The sequence below is a fragment of the Edaphobacter dinghuensis genome (genome assembly GCF_014640335.1).
GTDB lineage: Bacteria > Acidobacteriota > Terriglobia > Terriglobales > Acidobacteriaceae > Edaphobacter > Edaphobacter dinghuensis.
This window is the reverse complement of sequence record NZ_BMGT01000001.1, coordinates 758,371-782,725: the sequence shown is the minus strand read 5'-3', so window position 1 is coordinate 782,725 and position 24,355 is coordinate 758,371. Positions and strand designations below refer to the sequence as shown.

Sequence of the window (24,355 nt, the reverse complement as noted above, 5' to 3'; positions counted from 1 at the left end):
GGCGCTCCTCATCTCAAATTCTGCAAAGCTCCAGCGGCCTTGTAATGGTTGATGATGATGCCCGACGGCAAAGCCTGCGTGCTCTCCAGCGTAAACGCGCGTGGCGGAGTTCCCTCCGCAAAAAGGCGCTTTCCTTTGCCCAGCAGCACAGGGTTGACCAGCAGAACCACCTCATCCGCCAGCCCATGCTCGAGCAACACCGACGTCAGTGTCGAGCTGCCCGCGAGGATCAGGTCCGCACCGTCCTTCGCCTTGATGCCGCGCACACCCTCCACGAGGTCCGGCCCAATCCCCTCAACCGGCCCCCATTCCAGGCTCTCCGGCCTGTGGGTCGCAACATACTTCGTCGCCGCATTCAGGCGGTCCGCCATCGGACTCTTCGGTGCCTTCGGCCAGTAACCCGACCACATATCGTAGGTCCGGCGCCCAATCAGCAGATCGAAGTTCTCGCCGTAGATCGCAAGCACTCTCTCCAGCCCGGCAGGACTGCGATACGGCGCGGTCCAGTCGCCATAAGGAAAGCCCTCATCGCCCGGACGTCCAATCTCAATCACGCCGTCCAACGAAATATGTTCCATGATCTTGAGTTTGCGCATGCTGAATCTCTCCTATCGATTTTGTGCCACTACGTCACGATCACAACAAACAGCAAAATCGGAAATCGACAGATTGTTCCCGGAGAATTTTAGTTCTTAAGTTCGAGTGCAGTGCGAAGTAAATAGTCTCCAGTGCCCCTCGGAGACTACTTCTATGTTGCCGTCGATCACCTTGATAGCGGTCTGATCGTCAATCGCATACACTGGCACAGGTATCTTCGCAGCCCACTGTTCTGCATTCGCTAGAGAAGCATCCGGATGATCCTCGTGATCAAGATGCGGAATCAATGCAAAGTCGACCATTCCCGCTCCCTGCGCTGTGGCTAGGATCCTGCTCATTCCTCCCTTTGGTGTAGCGAACACGATGTTTTCCGATGTGAGCACGTTGCGGCTGCCGCTGGGTGGATTGCTGTAGGCTTCTCCGAAGGTGGTCGATACCGCCATGCTCCCGGCACTGACTCCCACATAGACCGATTCGCGTCGCAACAGCGGTAGCAGGTCGGTCAGTCCTGACTGTCGCATCCATTGAGACAGATAAAGAGGATCGCCACCCCAAACCAGTAGAGCGTCCGTCTCTTCGACCATTGGGACCCAATCGTTTTTATCGATGCTGGGCAGCGCGGTAAGTTCCAGCACTCCCAGAGACTTCCAACCCAATTCGCACAATGGGGTCTTAGCTTTTCCGCAGAACGCCTGCCATGCCATAGCAGCATGTCGCGGGAATGGGTACATTGCAGTGGGAATGAAGAGGGCACTCGATTCGGTAACCGGTTTGCCCAGAAGATCGACCAAAGCATCGTGGATGCTCGTGTTGCTGATGCCAGAGGAGGTGAGGAGAAGTTTCATCAAGGCGCTCCCAAGGTATTCTGCTCTGCTTTATAAGCCTATCTTCTATTCGCTGTTCCTGGGTTCAGCAAGGAGAATTACTCCCGTGAAACGCGTCTCAGCACTCATTAAATATTAAAGGCGCAGTTATACCGACAAGCGTTTTATCGCAATGAATCCTCAAGCTGATACCATGCCTCCCATGAATAATCTCGCGCCATTCCTCTGGTTCAACGACAACGCCGAAGAAGCCGCCGATTTCTACCTCAGCATCTTTCCGCGCGCCCGCAAGGTCGAAGAGATGCGCTCCAAAGGCGTCGGCCCCTGGCCCGTCGGCAAAATCGCCACCATCACCATCGAGCTTGAAGGTCAGCAGATGGTCTTCATGAACGGCGGCCCCGCGCAACAGCTTACCCCCGCCTTCTCCTTCTTCGTCCGCTGCGACTCGCAGCAGGAGATCGACAGCTACTGGGACAAGCTGATGGAAGGCGGCGGCAAGCCCATGGCCTGCGGCTGGCTCACAGACCGCTTCGGCCTCTGCTGGCAGATCGTGCCGCGCAACATCGGCGCGCTGATCAGTCACCCCAAAGCCATGGAAGCCATGATGGGAATGATCAAAATGGATCTGGTCGCTCTCGAAGCCGCCGCACGAGAGGGCTAAAAGCCTTTTTCATCCATCATCTGCAATTTTTTCCTCAATAAAATTTGTTCGGCCTCGTTCTGCGTCATCCCCAGAGCGCGTTGCAGCTCTTTGCGGGCTTCGGCAAATCGTCCGAGCTTGATGAGCAGATCTCCCCGAACCGTTGGAAGCAGGTGATAGTTCGCCAGCCCAGGCTCGTTGGCCAGAGCGTCCACCGCATCGAGCCCGGCGGCGGGGTACGCCATACCGACCGCTACCGCCCTATTCAGCGCCACAATCGGAGACGGCCTGATCTGCAACAGCGCGTCGTAAAGAAGAACGATGCGCTCCCAGTCAGTCTCGCTGGCCGTGCGTGCTCGCGCATGACAGGCTGCAATGGCCGCCTGCATCGCATAGTTGCCCGCGCCTCCGCCTAGCCCCTGCGCGCGCTCAAGCGCGGCCATGCCTCGCTGAATCTGTGCATAGTCCCACAACGACCGGTTCTGTTCGAGCAGTAACACCGGCGCGCCATCGGGCCCTGTTCGCGCTGCGGCACGCGAGGCCTGCAGCTCCATCAATGCCAGCAGCCCATGAATCTCAGGCTCCGCAGGAAGCAGTTGCGCCAGCATGCGTCCGAGGCGAAGCGCCTCTTCGGAGAGCGCTGCCCGCATCCACTCACCGCCCGATGTCGCCGTATATCCCTCGTTAAATATTAGGTAGACGACCGAGAGCACCGTCTCGACTCTTCTGCGCAGCTCCTCTCCGCGTGGAGACTCGAAGCGAACATGCGCCTCGGCGAGCGTTCGCTTGGCGCGAAAGATACGCTGGCCCAGCGTCTTTTCCGGAACCAGAAATGCGCGGGCAATCTCCGCCGTGGTCAGGCCGCAGATTAAGCGCAGCGTGAGCGCGATGCATCCTTCTACCGCGAGCACCGGATGGCACGCGATAAAGATGAGGCGCAGCACATCGTCATCGATGACCTGATCGAGAGACTGATCGAGCGCATCGCCAAGCCGCCGCTGCTCCAGCTCAAGCTCGCGAGCGATCTCGCCATGCTTCAGCTCGAGCATCCGCCCGCGGCGCAGCTGGTCGATGGCGCGCCGCTTCGCCGCCGTCATCAGCCACGCGGCAGGGTTGTCGGGAATGCCCTCCTCCGGCCACTGCTCCAGCGCTGCAACCAGGGCCTCCTGGGCAAGCTCCTCCGCAATCCCGACATCGCGGATGACACGCGCAATTCCGGTGATGAGGCGTGTGGATTCGATTCTCCACACCGCCTCGATCGTCCTGTGAATGTCGCTCATGCCTTCGCGGCGGTCACGTTCGTCAGATCTTCAAAGCCCGCCGCAGCCTTCCGCACATCCTCAGGGAAGTCGGTCATCTCGTGGATCTGCCGCACCTCGATGATCTCGTTATTCCGCATCGGCGCCCGCTTGGCCCATTCAATCGCCTCTTCGCGCGAACGCACCTGGATGATCCAGTAACCTCCGACAACCTCTTTCGCCTCAGCGAAAGGCCCATCCGTAACCGTGGCCTTGCCATCCGTGTACGAGACACGAGCGCCGGCCGAAGGCGGAAGCAGCCCGTCCAGCGCCAGCAGAACGCCCGCCTGTTGCAGGCTCTTGTTGTACTCCATCATCTTCGACACTGCCTCCGCATTCGGAACTGCGTCCGGAGCTGCCGTCTCATATCCTTTGGGAATCACGATCATCATGAAGCGCATAGATTTATCTCCTCGTCGATCTCCAGCCAAACCGGCTGTTCTACCTATACGTCGAACGCAGCCGACCGATTTCTACCATGCAGCGAAAATTTTGGCCCACGCCCCGACAGCATAGCCTAATCCTTCCGCATCAACCTCCGGTCACAATCCCATTACGCCGCAGCAGGCGGCCCGAACCAGTTGCTCAGCGCATCTGCCAGTCCCTGTCCACCCATCTCTCCCACCCAAGCCACGTATCCGTCAGGCCGAATCAGCACCGCCGCAGGAGCAGCAACCTCTCCCAGCGCAGGAAGCTCCCACCTCCCGTCATACCTGCTGTCGACCAACTGAACGCGATCCGCCCACGGAGCGATATCGAAGCCGTTCCGCTCACCGAGGTTCAGGAGCAGCGGCCGCGCATCATGCAACAGCGTAAACACTCGCAGCAATCCCGCGGCCGTTGCCACCTCAACATCAGGCATTCGTCGTCCCAGCAGAGGATGCCCCTCGCCCAAGTCGTAATGGATGTCCAGTCCGGCCTTTTCCACGGCCACCTGCCGACGAACCTCATCCAGCTTCATCAACTCGGCAAGCGTCTCTCGCAACGCCTTGGTACGTTCATCCGGTCGCTGAAGCGCAACAGACGTCATCGTCGCGCGCAGCACACCAGCCACCACCGGATGACGCTCGGCCTGGTAGCTGTCCAGAAGGCTCTCCGGCGAAACCCGCTTAACCACCTGCGCCAGCTTCCATCCCAGATTCATCGCGTCCTGTACACCCAGATTCAAGCCCTGCCCACCCATCGGCGGATGCACATGCGCCGCGTCGCCCGCCAACAGCACTCGTCCGTTGCGATACGCTACCGCCTGCCGCGTTACATCGGTAAACCTCGTGATCGGGCCTGGGCTGTGAGCTCCAAAATCAGTCCCGTAGACAGCAATAAGCGCCTCGCTGACATCGCTCAGCGTCGGTTCGCCGCCGACCTTTCGCTCCTGTTCGGTCAGCACAACCCGCATTCCCGTGCCATGCTCCAGCTTGCCGATCGCATGGGTACCGGTCGCATCTTCGCGAAAGCCCCACGCAGGCTCCTCAGTCACCTGCACCTCCGCCATCAGCCAGCTCTTCGTCGCATCCCATCCGGCAAACTCGATGCCCGCCGCCTTGCGAATCGCGCTGCGCCCCCCATCGCAGCCCACAAGGTACGCCGCTCGCAGCGTCTCACCATCCGACAGCGCAACATCCACGCCCGATTCATCCTGCGCAAAGCCATTAACCTCGCGTCCGCGATAGATCCTCACCCCAAGCTCGTCGACCCAGCCAGCGAGGATGCGCTCGATCTGCTGCTGCCGCAGCGCCAGAAAGTAGCTATGCCGCGTAGGCATGTCGCTGATATCGGAGATAGTGTGGTGAAAACCTAACCCCTTCCGATGCAGCTCTCCCTGCGAAAGAAACCGGTCCGCAATTCCGCGCTGATCGAAGACCTCGATCGTACGCGAGTGCAAACCGCCCGCCCTCGCCCCCACAAGATCCTGGCTAGTGCGCCGCTCGACGATGGCCACATCCACACCCGCCAACGCCAGCTCAGCCGCCAGCATCATCCCCGTCGGCCCTCCTCCTGCAACCACAACCGCATGCTCAGTCATCATGCCTCCCGTTTCAACGATCTCTAACTGCAGTCGTTGATCATGAGGCACGAACCGGGTCTTGCCGCAAGCCCCCGTGTGCGTTATATCTTAAAAGTGGGGAGAGGAAATAACTCCCCTTTGGCTCGTCCGCAACGATCGGACGAGTTTTTTACGCAGCCATAACACTATCAGCATGCGTAAACGCCCCATCTTCCGGGGCAGGCCATCACACTTTCGGGCTCCATCCCACGAGGTAGCTCAACATGGCAGCCGAACACATCCCACAGCAATCGACCGAAGAGAACCAGATACGCGAGGCCCTGAACGCGCACTGGCGCGCATCGGCAGCCGGCGACGCAGACGCCGAGCACGCTATCTACACCGACGACGCCATCTGCGACTATCCGCAGTCGGGCGAGCGCATCCTCGGACGAAGCAATCTGCAAGCACTGCGGAGTCACCACCCCGGCAAGCCCTCCGGCTTCAACGTCAGGCGAATGCTCGGGCAAGGCAACCTCTGGATCACCGAGTACACCATCACCTATCAGGGGCGCCCTGCATACACGGTCAGCATTATGGAGTTCCGCGACGGCAAGGTCGTGCACGAGACACAATACTTTGCCGATCCCTTCGAGGCTCCCGCATGGCGACGCCAATGGGTTCAGCTCACCACCTGAGCACCTCCCTCGAACCCAGGTGCCACGCGACTGAAGGAAGTCGTCGAGGACCAAATTTTCAGCTTCATGTTGACATCCGACCCAAGCGATGCCATTCTTGGGTTGGATGCCTTCCCAAACCAATCCCGACGACCGCGTCACCCTTCTTCAGGGCACGCTCGACCTGCTCATTCTAAAAACGCTCGTACTCGGTGCCTGCCACGGCCAGGGCATAGCGCGCTCCATCCTTCGCCAATCGGAAGAGGCGTTCTTTGTCGATCATGGCTCGCTCTATCTCGCGCTACAGCGGCTTGAAGACAAAAAATGGATCAGCGCCAAATGGGGCGTCAGCGAAAACAATCGCAAGGCGCGCTTCTACTCGCTAACGGCTAAGGGACGTCAACAGCTTGCAGAGAAGACGAACGAGTGGCAGCGACTGACGAGGGCAATGGGACTGATTCTCAATGGAGGACCAGGCACCGAGGAGGTCTAGGTTATGTTCAGGCGCAGACGCAGTGCAGACGATTTTGCCGAAGAGATCAAATCGCACATCGAGCACGAGACTGACGATCTACAGCGTGAAGGCTTGAATGAAGAGCAGGCACGCCGCAGGGCAAAAGTAGAGTTCGGCAACGCGCAGGCTGCCCGCGAGCGCTTCTATCTCAAAGACTGCATCGCCTGGATCAACAACCTGCTTCGCGATCTTCAGTTCGCCATTCGCCAGCTAGCAAGAAGGCCCGGCTTCGCCTCCATTGCACTTCTCGTCCTCGCTCTTGGCATCGGTACAAGCGTTGCCATCTTTGCCTTTGTTGATGCCGCACTGCTCGAACCGTTGCCGTATGCGCATCCTGATCGCGTCATGTCGGTCAGCGAAAGCGACACCTCGCTGCCGGGCTGGCCGCTCTCCTATCCTGACTTTCTCGACTGGCAGGCCCAGAACAAATCCTTCAGCTCGCTCGATATCTACACCGGCAGCGGCTATCTTCTGCGCACCGCCACAGGCGCGGAGCCGGTACACGGCGAACGCGTAAGCGGTGGGTTCTTTCACACTCTTGGAGTCCGCCCTATTCTTGGGCGCGACTTCAACCCCGGAGAAGATCAGCCCGGCGGCCCCAACGTGACGCTCCTCAGCTACGACGCATGGGTCCATCGCTACGGCGCGCAGCCGGACGTGGTTGGGCGAACGATCGATCTCGATAATAAGCCTTACACAATCATCGGCGTCCTGCCGCAGTCATTTACCTTCGCACTGAGCGGCGACGCAGAGTTCTGGGTTCCCATTAACAACCTCAGCTCCCACGAGCATTCACGCACCTTCTACGCCTTCTTCGGCATTGCAAGGCTGCGCGATGGAGTAACGGTGCAATCAGCGCAGAGCGAGATCAGGGGAATCTCACAGCGGCTGCAACAGCAATACGCCATCACCGGGCACGACCTGACCGCCAGCGTCACACCCTTTTCCGAAGTTGTCACCGGCGATGTGCGCCCCATCCTGCTGACGCTGCTCGGCGGAGCCGGTCTGCTGTTGCTCATTGCCTGCATCAACGTCGGCAGCCTCGTTCTGGTGCGCGCAGAGAACCGCAGGCGCGAGATTGCAGTACGCGGCGCGTTGGGCGCATCTCCTGCGCGGCTGATCAAACAGTTCGTCACCGAAGGACTCGTGCTTGCCCTACTCGGCAGCGTTACCGGTATCTTCATCGCCGCCGCACTCATGAGGCTCCTCGTTCATCTGGTTCCCAAAAACATGGCAGCAGGCATGCCGTTCCTCAACGGTGTCGGACTCAATGCGCACACTGCGGCCTTCACTGTCGCAGTCGCATTGTTGGCTGCGCTGCTGCTCGCAGTGACGCCCATGCTGCGACTCTCCCTTCGGCAACTGCGCATTGGACTCACCGACGGAGATCGTGGAGCAGCGGGCCAGCTCTGGCGGAGGCTCGGCGCGAATCTCGTCATCTTCGAGCTCGCCATCGCCGTCATGCTTCTGGCAGGCGCCGGATTGTTAGGGCGCAGCTTTTATCGGCTTCTACATGTGCCGCTGGGATTTGAGCCAAGCCACCTTGCAACGGCCGACGTCTCTGTACCCGGCTCGATGTATGCGACCAGCGAACAGATCGTCGAACTCTATCGCGAGGTAGTGCGCCGCGCCACCAGCCTGCCCGGCGTCGAATCGGCAGGAATCACCAGCAGGTTGCCCGTCCAGTGCGATTGCAATACCGATGGCATCAGAATCGTCGGCAGGCCATATCACGGCGAGCACAATGAGGTGGACGAGCGCCACATCAGCGCCAACTATCTGTCCACGCTTAAAGCAACATTGCGCAGGGGACGATTCTTCACCGAGGCTGACGACACATCGAAACCAGGCGTAGCCGTAATCAATCAAACGCTAGCGCAAAAATACTTCCCCGGCCAAGACCCCATCGGTCAGAGCATCGCCAATGACGAAGGCGGAATACCCTCCGTCTGGCAGATCGTCGGCGTAGTCGACGACGTGCGCGAAGGCCCGCTCGATGCCCCCGTTGCGCCAACAGAGTACTTCCCCATGAACCAGATCGGCGAGCACTCCTTTACTCTCGCCGTGCGTACCTCGCAACAAGCAAGCACACTCCTCCCCGAACTAGTCAGCACGCTGCATCAGATTAATCCGGACCTCGGCATCTCCAACGAAACCACCATGATCGAGAAGATCGACACGACGCAGGCCGCCCTGCTGCATCGCTTCTCCGCATGGCTGGTGGGGGGCTTCGCAGCCATGGCGCTGATCCTCGGCGTCGTCGGACTCTACGGTGTCATCTCCTATTCGGTAGGCCAGCGAACGCGCGAGATCGGCGTGCGCATGGCACTCGGAGCACAACGCGGCACGGTCTACAGCCTCGTCATGCGCCAGGCAGCATGGCTGACGCTCACCGGGCTGAGCATCGGTCTGCTCTGCTCTCTGGCAACATCGATGCTCATGCGCAGCCTGCTCTTCGGCGTTCAGGCGTGGGACGCTGCAACTTTAATCTGCGTCTCCTTGCTGCTTGGACTGGCATCGCTCGCGGCCAGCTTTCTCCCCGCGCATCGTGCAGCAAAGGTAAATCCTGTAGAAGCTCTTCGCGCCGAATAGCCGCGCGTAGCCAGCGCATTCATCTTTAATTTGCAGATAGCCTCTCCCCATGGTCGATCACGATCCGATCGAAGTCGCGGAGAATCTCGCCAAGCTAAGCGCCGCGACTCGCGCCAATTGCGTCGAGCGTAGCAACGACCTCTCGCGAAAGCTCAATCGTTGCCGCCTTCAGGTTCTCGCGCAGATGCCCGACCGAAGACGTCCCCGGAATCAGCAGCATGTTAGGCGAGCGTTGCAACAGCCACGCAAGCGCAACCTGCATCGACGTGCTCCCCAGGGAAGCCGCCACCGCATCCAGCACCGACGACTGCAACGGCGTAAATCCACCCAACGGAAAGAAAGGCACATACGCTACGCCGCGCGCTGCAAGATCGTCGACAAACGCATCGTCGCTGCGCTGCGCCACGTTGTACAGGTTCTGCACGCACACAATCTCAGCAATCTTCTGCCCCTCGGCAAACTGCGCGGCACTAACGTTGCTCAGGCCGAGATGCCGGATGAGCCCCTGCTGCTTCAGCTCGGCCAGAACCGTCAGCGGCTCCTCAATCGATCCCTCCGTCGGCCCCATCACGCCTCCAACGCGAAGGTTGACGACATCGAGCGCATCGAGCCCGAGGTTGCGCAGATTGTCGTGAACGCCATCGATCAGCTCCTGCCGCGAGAGAGCATGAATCCACGACTTGTCCTCGCCGCGGCGCGCGCCCAGCTTGGTGACGATCACCAACCCATCCTTATAAGGATGAAGCGCCCGCCGGATGATCTGGTTTGTCACATGCGGCCCATAGAAGTCGCTCGTGTCGATATGGTTCACGCCCGCGTCCACAGCCTCGCGCAGAACCGCAACCGCAGCGTCAACGTCGCGCGGTGGCCCCCACACCTGCGGCCCCGCCAGTTGCATCGCGCCATAGCCCATGCGGTTCACGGTCATCGATGTATTCGGAAAAGTAAATGTACCGCCAAGGGTCGCCGACGTGCTCATGCTGTCTCTCCTGATCCGTTCAAGTTCTATGCAAAACTTCGTTCAAAGATTCTTCGCCGCTCGCCTACTTCCATCCAGCCGCTTGTGGTTAGATGAAGAAAGCTTCACATAAGGAGTTCGCATTTGCCTCCGCGTTCCCAGGTGCTCTTGCAGCCGCGTAAATTGCCGGTCCAGGCGCGTTCGGCCGCAAGCGTTGACGCCATTCTTCAGGCGACCATTCAGGTTTTGCTCGCCGTCGGAAAAGAGCGTCTGACCACCACGCGGGTCGCAATGCGCGCCGGTGTCTCGGTCGGAACCCTCTATCAATACTTCCCCAACAAGAGCGCGCTCCTGCAAGCCGCCCTGCGGCGTCACATGGATGAGGTCACAGCAACAGTCGAGCGCGTCTGCAAGGAGCAGAAGGGAAGCACGCTCCGGCAAATGGCGACCGCGCTCATCACCGCATTCCTCACCGCCAAGATGAAGGACGCAAAGACCAGCGTCGCGCTCTACTCCATCAGCTCCGATGTCGACGGAGCGAAGATCGTGCAGCAGACGTCCGTGCGCTCCAACAAGGCAATCGTCGGCATGCTGACCACTGCCAGCGATCCGTTCAGCAAAGACCCGCATCTCGTAGCTTCGATGCTGCAAGGCGCCATGGTCGGCATCAGCCGCCGCCTGCTCGAATCAACCGCCCCGGAAAAACACTTCGACACCCTAAAGCAGGAGCTCATCTTCTTCGTCTGCGCCTATCTAGAAGCCTGCTCCGCGCCGCAACAGCTATAGCGATCTCCTCTCAAGCCCAGCTTCCTTTGCTTGCCCTTTTATTTGTCCCTTTGTTTGTCTTTTTATTTGCCATTCCCGAAGGGAATCTGCGTCTTGCCCGAATCACCCAACCACATCCGGTGCAGAACCCCTCTAAACTGATCGCATGTACAACCACGAACACGCGAGGCAGGCGCTAGGCCATGTTTCGATCGCACCTCCCGACCCCTGCTGGCCCATCTACTTCTCGCAAGAGCGCGATCTGCTCCGTCCCTTGCTCGGCAGCATCGCCGACGAGCTTCAGCACTACGGCAGCACCGCCGTTGCCGGCCTCAGCGCAAAACCCATCATCGACATGATGGCGCCCGTCGCCTCGCTCACGCAAGCCGATGCATTCGACGCCCCTCTCGATAACGCAGGCTATCGCAGGATCGACGCCGGCTTCTTCAAGCGGCGCTTCTTCCGCAAAACAGTGGCAAACTCCGATCTCGCCTACCATTTGCATCTAGTGGTCGCGCCCGACTGGCCCATCAAAAATGAGCTGCTGCTGCGCGACTGGCTGATCCAACACCCCGAGGTCGCCCGCGCCTATGAAGCACTGAAGCTCGAGCTGGCATCGGCCTGTGGCGACGACATGCCGCGCTACACCGACGGAAAAACTTCATTCCTGCACAAAGCCGTCAACGACGCACGCCGCAGCCAAAACCTCCCCATCGAGCACGACTGGGCAGAATAGATGCATCCGATATAAGCAAGTCAAAGGCTCAACTCAACGCCAGCCCAAAGCAGGCGCCACCGTCGTAAGAATCGCCTCGAGCACATGCACGTTGTACTCAACACCAAGCTGATTCGGAACCGTCAGCAACAGCGTGTCAGCCTCGGCAATCGCCTCATCCTCTCTAAGCTGCTCGACCAGCACATCCGGCTCAGCAGCATAGCTTCTGCCGAAGATCGCTCGCGTCGATTGATCGATGAAGCCGATCTTGTCGCCCTCCTGGCCACCCCGCCCAAAATAAGCACGGTCGCGGTCGTCCATCAGCGCGAAGATGCTGCGGCTCACCGAGACGCGTGGCGTGCGCGCGTGGCCGGCCTCCTTCCACGCCGCGCGAAAAGCGCGAATCTGCGCCGCCTGCTGCACGTGAAACGGCTCACCGGTCTCATCATCCTTCAACGTCGAGCTCTGCAAGTTCATCCCAAGCTTCGCCGCCCACACCGCCGTCGCATTCGATCCCGCGCCCCACCAGATGCGGTCACGCAGCCCATCCGAGTGCGGCTCCAACCGCAGCAACCCCGGAGGATTCGGAAACATCGGACGCGGGTTCGGCTGTGCAAAGCCCTGCCCGCGCAACAACTCGAAGAACTCCCTCGCATGACGCCGCCCCATCTCCGCATCGCTCTCGCCCTCCTCCGGGCGATAGCCAAAGTAGCGCCAGCCGTCGATCACCTGCTCCGGCGAGCCGCGACTGATCCCCAGTTGCAGCCGTCCTCCGGCAATCAGGTCCGCCGCGCCCGCATCCTCCGCCATGTAATGCGGATTCTCATACCGCATGTCGATCACTGCCGTGCCAATCTCGATCGTGCTCGTCTTCGCGCCCACCGCAGCAAGCAGCGGAAACGGCGATGCCAATTGCCGCGCAAAGTGATGCACTCGAAAGTAAGCGCCATCCACTCCCAGGCGCTCGGCCTCGACGGCGAGATCAATCGACTGCAACAGCGTATCGGCCGCACACTGCGTCTGCGACTGAGGCGAGGGCGTCCAATGGCCAAAGGAGAGAAATCCAATCTTCTTCATGCAAACTCAGTCTACCGTCTCGGAGTCGTACCCACTTTCCCCTCGGCTAAGTCCTCCCGCAGCGAGCGGAAACCACTCTGTCTACCCTCGAAGCCGCAACCATGAGCACAAAACCATCTCACGCTCCACTATCTTCATCCAACAATGAGAAGATTGCAGGAACACTCCATCGACCTTCATGAACAAGAACGCCACCAACGAGCAGCTTACCCACCGACTGGCAGAGGCGGAAGACGCTCTGGCCAATGCTCGTGCTCATGAGGGCGTCTATCGCACCCTCTTCGAATCCATCGACGACGCCTTCTGCATCGTCGAGTGCATCGTCGACGAGACCGGCCAGGTCGTCGATTGTATTTGGCGCGAAGTCAACCCAGCGTGGCTGCGTCATACCGGCCTTCCCGACCCCATCGGCAAGCGCGCAAGCACCCTGATGCCCAGCCTTCACCAGAGCTGGTCGGCCATCCTCACCCGCGTCATCGCTACCGGAAACCCTGAACAATCCGAAGGCGACTACAGCGTCGACCTCCATCGCTGGTTTCGCTCTCACTATGCGCGCGTCGGCGACCACGGCAGTCGGCTCGCCGCAATCCGAGTCGAAGACATCACCGAGCAGCTCGCTGCCGAGCGAGCGCGTTTCCATCTAGCGGCCATCGTTAACTCTGCCGACGACGCCATCGTCGGCAAAGATCTCAATAGCATCGTCACCAGTTGGAACCCCGCCGCGGCACGCCTCTTCGGCTACAGCGCCGACGAGATGATCGGTCAAAGCATCCGGCGAATTATCCCCGACGAGCTACAGTCCGAAGAAGACATGATCCTGCACAAGGTGCAGTCCGGCGAGCGCATCGAGCACTTCGAGACGACGCGCCTAAGAAAAAACGGCCAGCGCATCAACGTCTCTGTCACCGTCTCTCCCGTACGCGACGATGCCGGGCGAATCATCGGCGCATCCAAGATCGCCCGCGACATCTCCGAAAAGATGAAGCTTCAGCAGCTCCTGATTCAGGCCGAAAAGATCGCCGCCACCGGAAGGATGGCCGCCACCGTAGCGCACGAGCTGAACAATCCTCTCGAAGCCGTGTTGAACCTGATGTATCTTGCCCGCCATTGCTGTTCGGTAAATGACGAGGCCAGCTCATACCTCGCCACGGCAGAGATAGAGCTGCAAAGAGTCGCGCACATCAGCCGGCAGACACTCGGTTACTATCGAAGCACCGCCCGGCCCGCCGAGTTCTCCATCAGCGGCGCACTCGACGAGCTGCTGAAGGTCTACACCTCAAAGCTCCAGAACGCCGCCGTCGTCGTCGAGCGCCGTTACACCCCATCCCGCAACGTCGTCGCCAATCGCGGAGAGATGCTCCAGGTCTTCTCCAACCTGATCGTCAACGCAATCGATGCCATGCGGCACGGAGGCACCCTCACCGTCGCCGTTGCGCCGGCCGAACGCGAAGGCAAGCCGGGCCATCTCGTCACCATCGCCGACACCGGCACCGGTATCCCGCCCGAAGACCTCAGCCGGATATTTGAGCCGTTCTTCACCACCAAGGGTGATCTCGGAAACGGCATCGGCCTCTGGATCAGCAAAGAAGCCGTCGAAAAACATGGCGGCACCATAACCATCGAGAGCATATCCACCGGCGACAACACTGGAACCATCGCCAGTGTCTTCCTCCCGCAAGCCACCCTCCCGGAAGAAGACTGAGCTCCGCACCTAAGCTGACTTTACCGGGGCCTATCGATTTTCTCGAAAGAAGTCCCAGCCCTAATCCAGGCTAGAATTCCAGGTGCTGCTGGAAGAATGGCAACACATCAGCAATTACGCGGCCCTCTGCACCCCAATAGGGGTCCGCGTCCCAAAGCCCGTTGTACTCCTCGGCTTCGTGCATAATGCCAAACTCATTTAGCTTGTGTGTGAACGCCTGGTTCGAGTACACATGGTCCCAGATCGCATCGTTGCGCGACCAGTCAAACTTAAAACCACGCAGCGTCTTCAGATTGTCCGCATACTGCGGGATCATGGACTCAAGAAAAAAGCTATCTCTTAATCGCGCGGTGAGCTTCGAGTCGATCACCAGCTTTCCGCCCTCCCGATGCGCAGGCAAATCAACATAGAGCGGTGGCTTCTCCGGGTTCGGCAAGTGGGCCTGAAAGATCGATGTGAAGATCGCAGAGAATCCATCCTTCTTCACCTCATCCAGAGAAGTCGCATGTGCGAGCAAATCCCAATTCGGACGCGAATCCATAATCTGCACACCTGATCCTGTGCCCACGGGATTCATGCCGTAGACCGAACCAAAAACATCCGCGTGCGTCATGCCGATACGGATGGCGCCATAGGCTCCCATATGTTGTCCCACAAGTCCGCGCGCATCTCGCGCCGATATGGTGCGGAAGTTGGCATCGACATAGGGAACAAGCTCCTGCACCACAAAGTCTTCCCAGTTTCCGGTTACAGGAGAGTTCACAAACCACGAAGCTCCCAGCGGAGTCGTCATATCCACAGAGACAAGGATGAAGCTGCGAACTGTGCCTCGCGCAATTGCGCGGTCGAACAGAGCCTGTGCGCCACTCTTATCGAAGAGCGTCTGGTATCCATCGATTGGACTCGGGAAAAAATAGAGAACCGGATAGCGCTTCGACGATCCGTCATACCCAGCAGGCAGATACACCGCCAGCCTTCGGTCGGCGCTGACGCCAATCTTGTTCCCCTCAAAGTTCTTCGAATGAATCACTCGTTCCACAATCTGGCTCTTGCTCCCATTGCTTTGAGCGACCGCGGAAACCGCACTCAAAATAAGTGTGCAGAACATCGTTACAAATTGTTTCTTTTGCGTCTTCATACCGCCGCCTTTTTGCTGGGGAGTTTCGATCGTTCTGCATGAGCCACAAGCCACCATGCGGGCAGGAAAAAGAACCAGTTCCGCATGTACATGCCGCCCCAAACCAACATCAGCGCAGTCATCGCTATTGCCAACGTCAGCGCTGTCCTATGGGACAAGCGTGCACGACGCATTCCCTGCACGGCACCGGCCACACCCGGCAGCAGAAACAAGAGCACGCACAGACGCGAGAGAGAGGTGTCCTGAAACCGAAGCACACAGGAGAGGCACGGGACCGCGCAGAGAATGCCGCTCACCCATCGCGTCTTCCCGGAGAGTGACCCCACCACAAATCCGCTCGTCCACGCCCACAACAGCATCAACAAAGCTTCACAGAGCACGCTGCCATACCCACGCTCGCCGCGCAGAAGATAACGCGAGTCCATCGATAGTCCAAAGGACACACTCAGTAAGAGCAAACTCCCCGCCAAGGCAGTGCTGCTCGCAACCCACGGCTGCCACGCGCGCCAAAGCTCCATCTGCTGTCGCACTACAAGTCCCAGCACAGAACCAAGAGCGCTCCATCCATTGGCGCCCGTCTCCGCCAGATCGCCCAGCACCGCATCCCGATCCTTCGGCGCAAGCAAGATCGTCGCTATCTCTGCCAGTGAGTTCATGACGCGCGCTCCGGCTTGCCCGTAGCCCATGAAGCGTTACGGCTTACGCGCATCATTGCTTCGTAGAACTCCTTCGCCGCACGCATGCCCTTCGGCGTCATGCGCACCATGCGTTTTGCTCTGCCGCCGCGTTGCGCTGTAGCCTCGCCCATCCACGTCTTGAGGAGGCCTTTCTTCTCCAGCCGCTCAATCGTCGTGTACAAAGCCCCAATCGAGCAGCTTCGGCCAGCCACCTTCTCAATCTCTTCGCGAATGGCCGCACCATAGGCGCTCTCGCCCAGGCCAGCCGCTACAGTCATCAGAACGTATTCAAATTCACCGAGCATAATATGTACTGCATTGTGTAATTAATCGAAATGGCTGTCAAGCGCGATCCGCAAATGACTCGCCCTGAAGTTTTAAATTTGAGGCTTAGACAAACAGGATCGCGCCCCGACCACTCAACCCTTCAGGCGCAGCGTACTGATCAACGCTGCCAACGCGCCAGGCTGATTCCGGCGGCTCGGGTAGTACAGAAAGTAGCCCGGAAACGCAGGACACCAGTCCTTCATTACCTGGATAAGCCTTCCGTCTTTGATCATCGGCATCAGCGTGTGTTCCATCGACATGCCAATACCGGCGCCAGTCAGGATCGCCTGAACCACAAGGTCAATATCGTCGAACGAAGCTGGCCCTAAAGGGTTGAAGGTCACCATCTTCTTTCCCTTCTCGAACTCCCAGCGATACATTCCGCTGCTGAATCGAAACCCGATGCAGGCATGGTCCTTCAAATCGAGAGGGGTCTTCGGCGGCTTCCGCGACGCGAAATAAGCAGGCGAGCCGACAAGCGCGAGCTTCAGGTCTGCACTCACTCGGACTGCGATCATGTCCCGTTGAATGAACTCGCCAATCTGAATACCGGCATCGAACTCTCCCGCCACAAGGTCCACCGGATCGTTCGTGATCGTGACATCGAGAACAATCTCGGGATATGCCTTCGTAAACGCCTCCAGCTTTGGCAACAGCACGGTCATCGCCGCCGATTTGCTGGTCACTAAGCGAAGCCTGCCTGAGGGCCGGTCACGCAGGTTTCGTACCTTCTGCAACGATTGCCGAATTCGTTCCAGCGCAGGTGCCAGGTCTTGCAAAAGAGCGTTTCCCGCTGGAGTCGGCGAGACGCTTCTCGTCGTCCGCGCCAACAACTGCAGCCCGAGCCGTCGCTCCAGCGCCCGAATCGTATGACTCAGTGCCGATTGCGACACGCCCAGCCGCGCCGCTGCGCGGGTAAAGCTTCGCTCTTCGGCAACAACTGCAAAGGCGGCCAAATCGGAAAGATCTCCGCGAACGGATTCATGAATCATGCTCATAAAGCTTTCCTGTGTATTGAGTCTAGTCACATAAAGATACCAGGCCTAGACTCAACAATGTCGGACGTTAGACGCGAGTCGATACGAAGGAGAACAGACATGCAAACACGTGAATTAGGAAAAAGCGGCCTGAAGGTCTCTGCCCTGGGCCTCGGCTGTATGGGCTTGAGCTTCGGGCTCGGCCCGGCGGTCGATGACAAGACAGGCATCGCGCTGGTCCGCGCCGCCGTCGAACGCGGCATAACGTTCTTCGATACCGCTGAAGCATACGGCCCGTACGCAAACGAAAGCCTCGTCGGCGAAGCTCTGGAGCCTTTCCGCGATCAGGTCGTGATCGCCACGAAATTCGGCTTCAAAGAAGGCAAGCCCGCCAACGGTATGGACAGCCGGCCCGAGACCATCCGCTCTCATGTTGAGGCCGCCCTCAAGCGTCTGCGCACCGACCGCATCGACCTGCTCTATCAACACCGTGTCGATCCCAATGTGCCTATCGAAGACGTTGCCGGGGCCGTGAAGGAACTCATCGCAGCAGGCAAGGTCAAACACTTTGGCATGTCGGAAGCAGGCGTCGGAACGATTCGGCGTGCCCACGCCGTGCAACCTGTAACGGCGCTGCAAAGCGAATATTCGCTTTGGTGGCGAGAGCCTGAAGAAGAGATTCTGCCGACACTTGAAGAGCTCGGAATCGGCTTCGTGCCGTTCAGCCCTCTGGGCAAAGGCTTCCTCACAGGAGCGATCGACGAGAACACGCAGTTCGACAGCAACGACTTTAGGAATATCGTGCCGCGCTTCTCAGCCGACGCTCGCAAGGCAAATCAAAAGCTCGTCGATGTACTCGGAGAGATCGCAGAGAGTAAGCACGTCACCCGCGCTCAGATTGCACTCGCGTGGTTGCTCGCTCAGAAGCCCTGGATTGTGCCGATTCCCGGGACCACCAAGCTCCACCGCCTCGAAGAAAACGTGGGAGCAGCCAACGTAACGCTTTCACCTGAGGACCTGCAAAACATCGGGGACGCACTCGCCGAAATCGAGATTCAAGGCGCTCGCTATCCCGCACAGTTCCAGGCAACAATCAACCGTTAGCCTCCCATCGCAAAACAGGAGAGCGCCGGCCGATCCTGCACCGGCGCCTCCATCCTCAACTACTTGCCCTGAATCAACAGCCCCAACGGTGCGAGTGGCCCCACTGGCCAGAACTGATACTTCGCCAAACCGTCGATGACAAGCGGCATGTCATCGACAATCGCCCTGGCCTCTTCGACCGAATCAACATCCATCAGAAAGACCGGCCCCGTGTCCGGCCTGAACCAGAACTGTTCGATCTTGCCATCGAGATAGAGCTTGAGCGTGTGCGGCACCTCCCTCGGCATAACCTGCTGCCGTTGTTCCGGGGTCAGTGGTGCGCCGACTGTTCCAATAGCCATCACCTTCATGAGTTGTCTCCTTGTCGCATCGTCACGATGTCCGACAATGACTAATCTAGCCACCGGCGCGGTAAAATGGCAGAGTCGTAAACGTCAACTTTGAGGTCAATTACGCCATGCGAATTGTTGTGCTCGCGCTTGAGGGAGTCTTCGACACCGGACTTACCGTAACGCTCGACGCCTTCTCCACCGCCAACGCCCTCTCTGCCAGACTCTTCGGTGGAACGCCTCGCTTCAACCTCACCGTTGTCGGCGTTCGGCGCAGGGTCCGCACAGGCCAGGGACTCACCGTGCCCGTAAATCCCATCACGCCCAGCCTTAGGCCAGACTGGGTCATCGTTCCCGCACTCAAAGCTGTAACCCCCGCAACGCTGCTATCTGCTCTCAACCGCCCCGACGTGCACGAAGCAAAGTCTCACTTGCTGAAGTGGAACGCGAAAGGTGCACAGATCGGCGCCGCCTGCATCGGCACCTTTTTGCTCGCCGAAACTGGCCTCCTCGATCATCGCGAGGCGACGACGACATGGTCGCTCGCTCCCTTCTTCCGACAACGCTATCCGCACGTCCAGCTCGACGAGTCGCGCATGCTGGTGCCAACCGGCATAGGCGCCACCGCCGGGGCCGCGATGGGGCATCTCGATCTTGCATTGTGGCTCATCCGCCAGGCCAGTCCCGAGCTTGCAGGCACCGTCTCGCGCTACCTGCTCGCCGATATCCGTTCGTCACAGGCCCCTTACATCATCCCCAACCATCTCGCGCAGGCAGATCCCCTGATCCTGCGCTTCGAACGCTGGTCCAGAGAACACCTCCGCGAAGGTTTCTCGCTACAGGAAGCCGCAAAAGCACTGGCGACCAGCGCTCGCACACTCCAGCGTCGTTGCGACGCCGTGCTCGGCAAATCCCCCCTCGCCTACTTCCAGGACCTTCGCGTCGAGCACGCGCAATCGCTTCTGCGCGGCAGCGGCAACGACATCGAAGCCATCGCAGCCGAGGTCGGCTACGCCGACGGCGCAACGCTGCGCGCTCTACTGCGTCAGCGACTAGGCCGCGGAGTCCGCGAAATCCGCACCGAACTCCAATAATCTCAGCATCCAATCAGGCATAAGCGCGACATCTCATTCACGGTCTCGAAGCGCTGCCATCGGCGCACTTCATCGCGAGGTCTTTTCTTCTGATAATCAGCCACGCCAGCATCGCACTCAACGCCGCCAGTCCGGCCGCTATCCAGATCACAGTGCGGTAGCCGCTCAAAAATGATCTTGCAATCGCATCCTGAACCATCGGGTCAGCACTATGAATCGCTGCAAGCAGCGACCGGTTCGCATCCACCTGCGCGCGAACACTCGCGCTTACGCTCAGCCGGGAGAGCTGCCGATCCAGCGAGCGATTGAAGACCATAACCAGGACCACCCCTAAGATCGCCACGGCAAGCAGCGAGGCCAGCCGCGAGACCGCGTTGTTCACCCCCGAGCCCAGCCCCGACTCCGACTCCGGAATAGCGTTCATCACCGTCGTAGTCAGTGGCGCAACGCTGATCGTCATACCAAACCCCATCACCACGACCGCCGGAAAGAACGCCGTCCAATAACTCCCATTCTGCGGCGCAATCGCGAACAGCACGAAGCCGCACGCCGCAACCAGCGGGCCGACAGTAAGCGGCAATCGCGATCCATACCGCGCAACCAGCCCGCCTGCCCAACGCGACAGCCCAAACATAATGGCGACAAAAGGCAGAAAGGCCGCACCAGCCTGCGTAGCCGTGTAATGTTGAATCTGGATCAGGTCCATCGGAAAGAAGAACATCAACCCGCCGAGAGCCGCATACAGAAACAGCGTCAGCAGGTTCGCACCGGCAAAGTTTCGCGAGCAAAATAGCTTCAGCGAAACCATCGGCGCAGGCGACCAGTGTTCGACGGCAAGAAATGCCGCCAACGCCATCACTCCCAACACCGCGGCAGCATCGATCAGAGCAACATCATGGTGCGTGCGCGTCGGCCACTCGATCAACGCATACGTCACGCTGCCAAGTCCCAGCGTCACCAGCAGCGCGCCCAGCCAGTCGAGGCGATGCGAAGCCTGCTCGTTGCGGCTCTCCGGCACTTTGACAGACAGCAGAACAACCGCCAGCGCAAGCGGAAGATTCAGAAAGAAGACCCAGCGCCACGTCGAGTGTTCAATCAGCCAGCCGCCGATGATCGGCCCGATGGCGGCAGTGATCGCAGAGAAGCCGGACCACGTTCCAATCGCATGCCCTCTCTTTTCTTCAGGAAAGTAGGCCGTGATCAACGCAAGGCTTCCCGGTACCAGCAAAGCCGCGCCCAGCCCCTGTACCGAGCGCGCCAATATCAGCATGTCGATGTTCTGCGCCAGCCCGCACCATGCAGAAGCAGCCGCAAAGACGCTGACGCCGATGACGTATATCTTGCGTCGCCCGAAGATATCTCCGAGAGAACCGCCCACAAGCAACAACGCAGCCAGCATCAGGGCATACGATTCGACCACCCACTGCACGTCCGAGATCGAAGCGTGCAAAGCATTCTGCAACGCCGGAAGCGCAACATTGACGACCGTTCCGTCGATAAACGCCATGCTCGATCCCAGGATCGTGACCGCAAGCACAGTCCGTTCGCCCGCCCGCGAGTTCGAACCGTCATGTTGCATCTGTGGAATCTCGCCCCTCGATCAGGGATGTCCGTCCGCCGCGTACATGGCTCGCTCAGAATACAAGGCAACTCCAATCCCCGTCATCAACATCACTTGACGGGAATCAGCACCGGCGCGCCTTTGTCCTTCACCAGGAACACCACAAACTTCGCCGGCATGGTCTTGCTCGCGTTCCTTCCAACGACGTGGACATCGTCAGGGCCTTCATAAAAGCTCTGCCCCGGCGTCAGCGTCACTTCCTTTCCGCCGCGCACCTGCATCACAATCGAGCCCTCCAGCACATAGATAAATCCATATGCATTATGGCGATGCACAGGGTCAGACGCGCCCGGCGGATACACAACCGTAATCATCAATCCCTCTTTACCGGGAATCGTTGAGAGATCTTTCGACATGATCTCGGTCACCTTGGCCTGCTGCGCCATCAGCCAACTCGGACTCAGAAACACCAGACACAACACCAGCTTCGCAATCTTCATCGCTCCATCTCCTCGCTGTTCTCTATTCCTTGTTTTCAAACAGAAGCCGGGCCCACCGCACCCGGCCTCCATCTCTATTGCGCTGCGCCCACCGCAGACTTCGCGGACTCAGCAAGCCACGCATCAAAGCGCGTCTCGCCCAGCCGAGCATCTTTACCCGGAACAAGCGCGCTCTCATCGATCTCGACACCGAAGTAGCCCGCGGCAGGGTCCGCCACCACCGTGCGTGGATCGTTGTAAGCGCGAAGCCCCTGTCGAACGAACTCGTCCAAACGGAACTGCTGCGGCCCGCCCACTTCGACCACTCCATTCACAGGCGAGCCAACCGCAACCCGTCCAACCGCTGCGGCCACATCCTCAGCCGCCATCGGCTGAATGAGCACAGGCGCCACTCGGACCGTCGTGCCTACAGTCGAAACATCCGCAATACTTTTGACGAACTCGAAGAACTGGGTCGCATGAACAATCGAAAAGGGAATCGAAGATTCCTCGATCAACTTCTCCTGCGCCAGCTTCGCGCGAAAGTACCCGCGAATCGTCTTCTCCGCATCCGACGGCTTTTTTTCTGCAAGCCGGTCGGTGCCCACAACAGACAGCGCGACATAGTGCCCCACGCCCGCGGCCTTGCCGTACTGGATAAGGTTGCGCGTCGCGGTGTTGAAGAAGTTCATCGCCGCCGTCTCCTCGAATGAAGGAGAGTTCGATACATCCACCACAATGGATGCACCCTTCAGCACCTCCGCAAGTCCCTCGCCCGTAAGCGTGTTGACACCCGTGTTGGGTGAAGCCGGCACAGCCTCATGCCCGTGCTCGCGAAGCTTGTTGACGAGCTTTGATCCGATAAGACCAGTACCGCCGATCACTACGATTTTCATAATTTGCTCCCTTCCGTCTTTTGAATGGCATCTGTCGTATCTGCCGCTTGTACCCGCTAAGACCGAACAGCGCGAAGATTTGTGACACGAGCACTCAAAAAAAGAAATTTTCCAAAACCTGTCACAAAACACGGCGCCATCTGGTCTTAGCGAACAAGCGCAGCAACAGGGGAGATCACAGCGATGGACACATACAACGACGACTACTACGAAGAGCAGGCCAGCCAGGAAGAGATATACCTCGAAGAGACCGAAGAAGAACTCCGCCTGATCCTGGAGTGCGACGATCTGTATCCAAATTCAGGCCCACCTCAACCTGAGAGCATCAATGAACAACAAGCCATCGCAACACGGAGCACCGGCAACTGCGACGATCCTCCACTCAGTCAAGAGATAGTCGAAGCAATGCTCCGATCAATTTGAGCTTTCGTTAACTCTCGATCCGCCACGATGGAGCACGGTAGACTATGACCATCGCAATGGCAGAAGAGAGACCATCTCCGCCTGTTCGGTCGAGTGCAGAGGCCAGCGCATACGACGACGGCCTCAGCGCCTTTGCCGAAGCACGTCCACGCCTCTTCGGCATCGCCTATCGCATGCTCGGCAGCGCCGCAGAGGCCGAAGACATCGTGCAGGATGTCTGGCTGCGATGGCAGGCCACCGATCGCAGCGTAGTCGAAAGCCCATCCGCATTCCTAGCCACGACAACGACACGCATGTGCATCAACTTCGCGCAGAGCGCCCGCGCCCGCCGCGAGAGCTACGTCGGCCCCTGGCTCCCCGAACCCGTCGACACCAGCAGCGATCCATCCTTAGGCGCCGAGCGCAGCGAAGCACTCGGGTTCGCCATCCTGCTGCTGCTCGAAAAGCTCTCTCCCACCGAACGCGCCGCCTATGTTCTGCGCGAGGCCTTCGACTACTCCTATCGCCAGATCGCGGACATTCTGCAGATGGAAGAAGCAAACGCCCGTCAGCTCGTCTCCCGCGCGCGCAAGCACATCGTCGAAGGACGTCGCACTCCCGCCAGCTCCGCAGAGCGGCAACGCCTCCTCACCGTCTTCATCGCCGCCGCGCAAAAGGGAGACCTCGCCACCCTCGAAGGCCTCTTCGCAGAAGACGTCGTCTCTTACTCCGACGGTGGTGGCGTCGTGCGTACCGCCGCGCGCGCTCCCGTCTCCGGCCGCCAGCGCGTCGCCAAATTTATCGCCTCTTTCGCTTCGCACTTCTGGACCGGCATCACGCTTACACAGATCGAAGCCAATGGCCAGGCATCAATCCTCATCTCGCGCGACGGCGTCCCCGTCGCATTCGCAACCATCGACGCCTCCGAAAAGGGCATCGATCAGATCATGTGGATTCTGAGGCCAAGCAAGCTCGCAGCCATTCCAGCCTCGAAGTAGAGATGATTACCTCGCAGCCCAGGGCCGCGT

The 24,355-nt window shown here is 59.3% G+C and carries 26 protein-coding genes; 11 read left to right on the top strand and 15 right to left on the bottom strand.

What is annotated here, in order from left to right:
• Positions 1 to 8: 8 nt before the first annotated feature.
• Positions 9 to 596, bottom strand: coding sequence for a dihydrofolate reductase family protein (locus IEW09_RS03135; protein WP_188552673.1), 588 nt, complete (start codon positions 594 to 596; stop codon positions 9 to 11).
• Between the two features lie 96 nt (positions 597 to 692).
• Positions 693 to 1,442 (bottom strand): Type 1 glutamine amidotransferase-like domain-containing protein, encoded by a 750-nt coding sequence (locus IEW09_RS03130; protein ID WP_188552672.1) that lies wholly within the window; start codon positions 1,440 to 1,442, stop codon positions 693 to 695.
• Between the two features lie 181 nt (positions 1,443 to 1,623).
• Between IEW09_RS03130 and IEW09_RS03125 the strand changes: the two genes are divergently transcribed.
• A complete protein-coding gene (locus IEW09_RS03125; protein WP_188552671.1) occupies positions 1,624 to 2,082 on the top strand; it encodes a VOC family protein in 459 nt (152 codons plus the stop codon).
• Here IEW09_RS03125 and IEW09_RS03120 read toward each other — a convergent pair.
• From IEW09_RS03120 to IEW09_RS03110, 3 genes are all read right to left on the bottom strand, one after another.
• Positions 2,079 to 3,341 (bottom strand): RNA polymerase sigma factor, encoded by a 1,263-nt coding sequence (locus IEW09_RS03120; protein WP_188552670.1) that lies wholly within the window; start codon positions 3,339 to 3,341, stop codon positions 2,079 to 2,081. The two genes, IEW09_RS03125 and IEW09_RS03120, sit on opposite strands and share 4 nt — an antisense overlap.
• Positions 3,338 to 3,760 (bottom strand): YciI family protein, encoded by a 423-nt coding sequence (locus IEW09_RS03115; RefSeq protein WP_188552669.1) that lies wholly within the window; start codon positions 3,758 to 3,760, stop codon positions 3,338 to 3,340. Before IEW09_RS03115 ends, IEW09_RS03120 begins: the two co-directional genes overlap by 4 nt.
• Positions 3,761 to 3,912: 152 nt before the next feature.
• Entirely contained in the window at positions 3,913 to 5,382 is a 1,470-nt protein-coding gene (locus tag IEW09_RS03110) for an FAD-dependent monooxygenase (RefSeq protein ID WP_229739048.1), read from the bottom strand.
• A gap of 245 nt (positions 5,383 to 5,627) precedes the next feature.
• Between IEW09_RS03110 and IEW09_RS03105 the strand changes: the two genes are divergently transcribed.
• The 3 genes from IEW09_RS03105 (at position 5,628) to IEW09_RS03095 (ending at position 9,126) form a co-directional block, all read left to right on the top strand.
• Positions 5,628 to 6,041, top strand: a complete 414-nt coding sequence (locus IEW09_RS03105; RefSeq protein WP_188552667.1) for a nuclear transport factor 2 family protein — start codon at positions 5,628 to 5,630, stop codon at positions 6,039 to 6,041.
• A gap of 106 nt (positions 6,042 to 6,147) precedes the next feature.
• Positions 6,148 to 6,513: a PadR family transcriptional regulator gene (locus IEW09_RS03100; protein ID WP_188552666.1), complete on the top strand. Its 366-nt coding sequence runs from the start codon at positions 6,148 to 6,150 to the stop codon at positions 6,511 to 6,513.
• 3 nt (positions 6,514 to 6,516) lie between these two features.
• On the top strand, positions 6,517 to 9,126 hold the full coding sequence (locus IEW09_RS03095) for an ABC transporter permease (protein WP_188552665.1): 2,610 nt from the start codon (positions 6,517 to 6,519) through the stop codon (positions 9,124 to 9,126).
• Between the two features lie 94 nt (positions 9,127 to 9,220).
• On the opposite strand, the gene IEW09_RS03090 is transcribed toward IEW09_RS03095, so the two are convergent.
• Positions 9,221 to 10,105: an aldo/keto reductase family oxidoreductase gene (locus IEW09_RS03090; protein WP_188552664.1), complete on the bottom strand. Its 885-nt coding sequence runs from the start codon at positions 10,103 to 10,105 to the stop codon at positions 9,221 to 9,223.
• Positions 10,106 to 10,228: 123 nt separating this feature from the next.
• On the opposite strand from IEW09_RS03090, the gene IEW09_RS03085 reads away from it, so the two are divergent.
• Complete coding sequence (locus IEW09_RS03085) at positions 10,229 to 10,870, top strand: TetR/AcrR family transcriptional regulator (RefSeq protein WP_188552663.1); 642 nt, start codon at positions 10,229 to 10,231, stop codon at positions 10,868 to 10,870.
• A gap of 145 nt (positions 10,871 to 11,015) precedes the next feature.
• Entirely contained in the window at positions 11,016 to 11,585 is a 570-nt protein-coding gene (locus tag IEW09_RS03080; RefSeq protein WP_188552662.1) for a GrpB family protein, read from the top strand.
• 33 nt (positions 11,586 to 11,618) lie between these two features.
• Here the strand turns inward: IEW09_RS03080 and IEW09_RS03075 are convergent, their stop codons facing one another.
• A complete protein-coding gene (locus tag IEW09_RS03075; protein WP_188552661.1) occupies positions 11,619 to 12,641 on the bottom strand; it encodes an LLM class flavin-dependent oxidoreductase in 1,023 nt (340 codons plus the stop codon).
• Positions 12,642 to 12,819: 178 nt separating this feature from the next.
• Between IEW09_RS03075 and IEW09_RS03070 the strand changes: the two genes are divergently transcribed.
• Entirely contained in the window at positions 12,820 to 14,343 is a 1,524-nt protein-coding gene (locus IEW09_RS03070) for a PAS domain S-box protein (RefSeq protein ID WP_188552660.1), read from the top strand.
• A gap of 70 nt (positions 14,344 to 14,413) precedes the next feature.
• On the opposite strand, the gene IEW09_RS03065 is transcribed toward IEW09_RS03070, so the two are convergent.
• The 4 genes from IEW09_RS03065 to IEW09_RS03050 form a co-directional block, all read right to left on the bottom strand.
• A complete protein-coding gene (locus IEW09_RS03065) occupies positions 14,414 to 15,481 on the bottom strand; it encodes an alpha/beta hydrolase (RefSeq protein WP_188552659.1) in 1,068 nt (355 codons plus the stop codon).
• Positions 15,478 to 16,137 (bottom strand): hypothetical protein, encoded by a 660-nt coding sequence (locus IEW09_RS03060; protein WP_188552658.1) that lies wholly within the window; start codon positions 16,135 to 16,137, stop codon positions 15,478 to 15,480. Before IEW09_RS03060 ends, IEW09_RS03065 begins: the two co-directional genes overlap by 4 nt.
• Positions 16,134 to 16,463, bottom strand: a complete 330-nt coding sequence (locus tag IEW09_RS03055) for a PadR family transcriptional regulator (protein WP_188552657.1) — start codon at positions 16,461 to 16,463, stop codon at positions 16,134 to 16,136. The genes IEW09_RS03060 and IEW09_RS03055 overlap by 4 nt, the downstream gene beginning before the upstream one ends.
• A gap of 114 nt (positions 16,464 to 16,577) precedes the next feature.
• Positions 16,578 to 17,483, bottom strand: a complete 906-nt coding sequence (locus tag IEW09_RS03050) for a LysR family transcriptional regulator (protein WP_229739047.1) — start codon at positions 17,481 to 17,483, stop codon at positions 16,578 to 16,580.
• Between the two features lie 99 nt (positions 17,484 to 17,582).
• Between IEW09_RS03050 and IEW09_RS03045 the strand changes: the two genes are divergently transcribed.
• Positions 17,583 to 18,566: an aldo/keto reductase gene (locus tag IEW09_RS03045; RefSeq protein ID WP_188552656.1), complete on the top strand. Its 984-nt coding sequence runs from the start codon at positions 17,583 to 17,585 to the stop codon at positions 18,564 to 18,566.
• Positions 18,567 to 18,625: 59 nt separating this feature from the next.
• Here IEW09_RS03045 and IEW09_RS03040 read toward each other — a convergent pair whose 3' ends face one another.
• Positions 18,626 to 18,916, bottom strand: coding sequence for a YciI family protein (locus tag IEW09_RS03040; RefSeq protein ID WP_188552655.1), 291 nt, complete (start codon positions 18,914 to 18,916; stop codon positions 18,626 to 18,628).
• A 107-nt stretch (positions 18,917 to 19,023) separates the two neighbouring features.
• On the opposite strand from IEW09_RS03040, the gene IEW09_RS03035 reads away from it, so the two are divergent.
• Positions 19,024 to 19,989 carry a GlxA family transcriptional regulator gene (locus tag IEW09_RS03035; RefSeq protein WP_188552654.1) on the top strand — a complete coding sequence of 322 codons (966 nt, stop codon included), beginning with the start codon at positions 19,024 to 19,026 and terminating at the stop codon, positions 19,987 to 19,989.
• A 37-nt stretch (positions 19,990 to 20,026) separates the two neighbouring features.
• Here the strand turns inward: IEW09_RS03035 and IEW09_RS03030 are convergent, their stop codons facing one another.
• The 3 genes from IEW09_RS03030 to IEW09_RS03020 form a co-directional block, all read right to left on the bottom strand.
• Complete coding sequence (locus IEW09_RS03030; protein ID WP_188552653.1) at positions 20,027 to 21,568, bottom strand: MFS transporter; 1,542 nt, start codon at positions 21,566 to 21,568, stop codon at positions 20,027 to 20,029.
• Between the two features lie 92 nt (positions 21,569 to 21,660).
• Positions 21,661 to 22,050, bottom strand: coding sequence for a cupin domain-containing protein (locus IEW09_RS03025; protein ID WP_188552652.1), 390 nt, complete (start codon positions 22,048 to 22,050; stop codon positions 21,661 to 21,663).
• A 74-nt stretch (positions 22,051 to 22,124) separates the two neighbouring features.
• Positions 22,125 to 22,925: an SDR family oxidoreductase gene (locus IEW09_RS03020; RefSeq protein WP_188552651.1), complete on the bottom strand. Its 801-nt coding sequence runs from the start codon at positions 22,923 to 22,925 to the stop codon at positions 22,125 to 22,127.
• A 183-nt stretch (positions 22,926 to 23,108) separates the two neighbouring features.
• Between IEW09_RS03020 and IEW09_RS03015 the strand changes: the two genes are divergently transcribed.
• Both IEW09_RS03015 and IEW09_RS03010 read left to right on the top strand, forming a co-directional pair.
• Positions 23,109 to 23,348, top strand: a complete 240-nt coding sequence (locus IEW09_RS03015; protein ID WP_188552650.1) for a hypothetical protein — start codon at positions 23,109 to 23,111, stop codon at positions 23,346 to 23,348.
• 56 nt (positions 23,349 to 23,404) lie between these two features.
• Complete coding sequence (locus IEW09_RS03010; RefSeq protein WP_229739046.1) at positions 23,405 to 24,325, top strand: RNA polymerase sigma-70 factor; 921 nt, start codon at positions 23,405 to 23,407, stop codon at positions 24,323 to 24,325.
• Positions 24,326 to 24,355 lie beyond the last annotated feature (30 nt).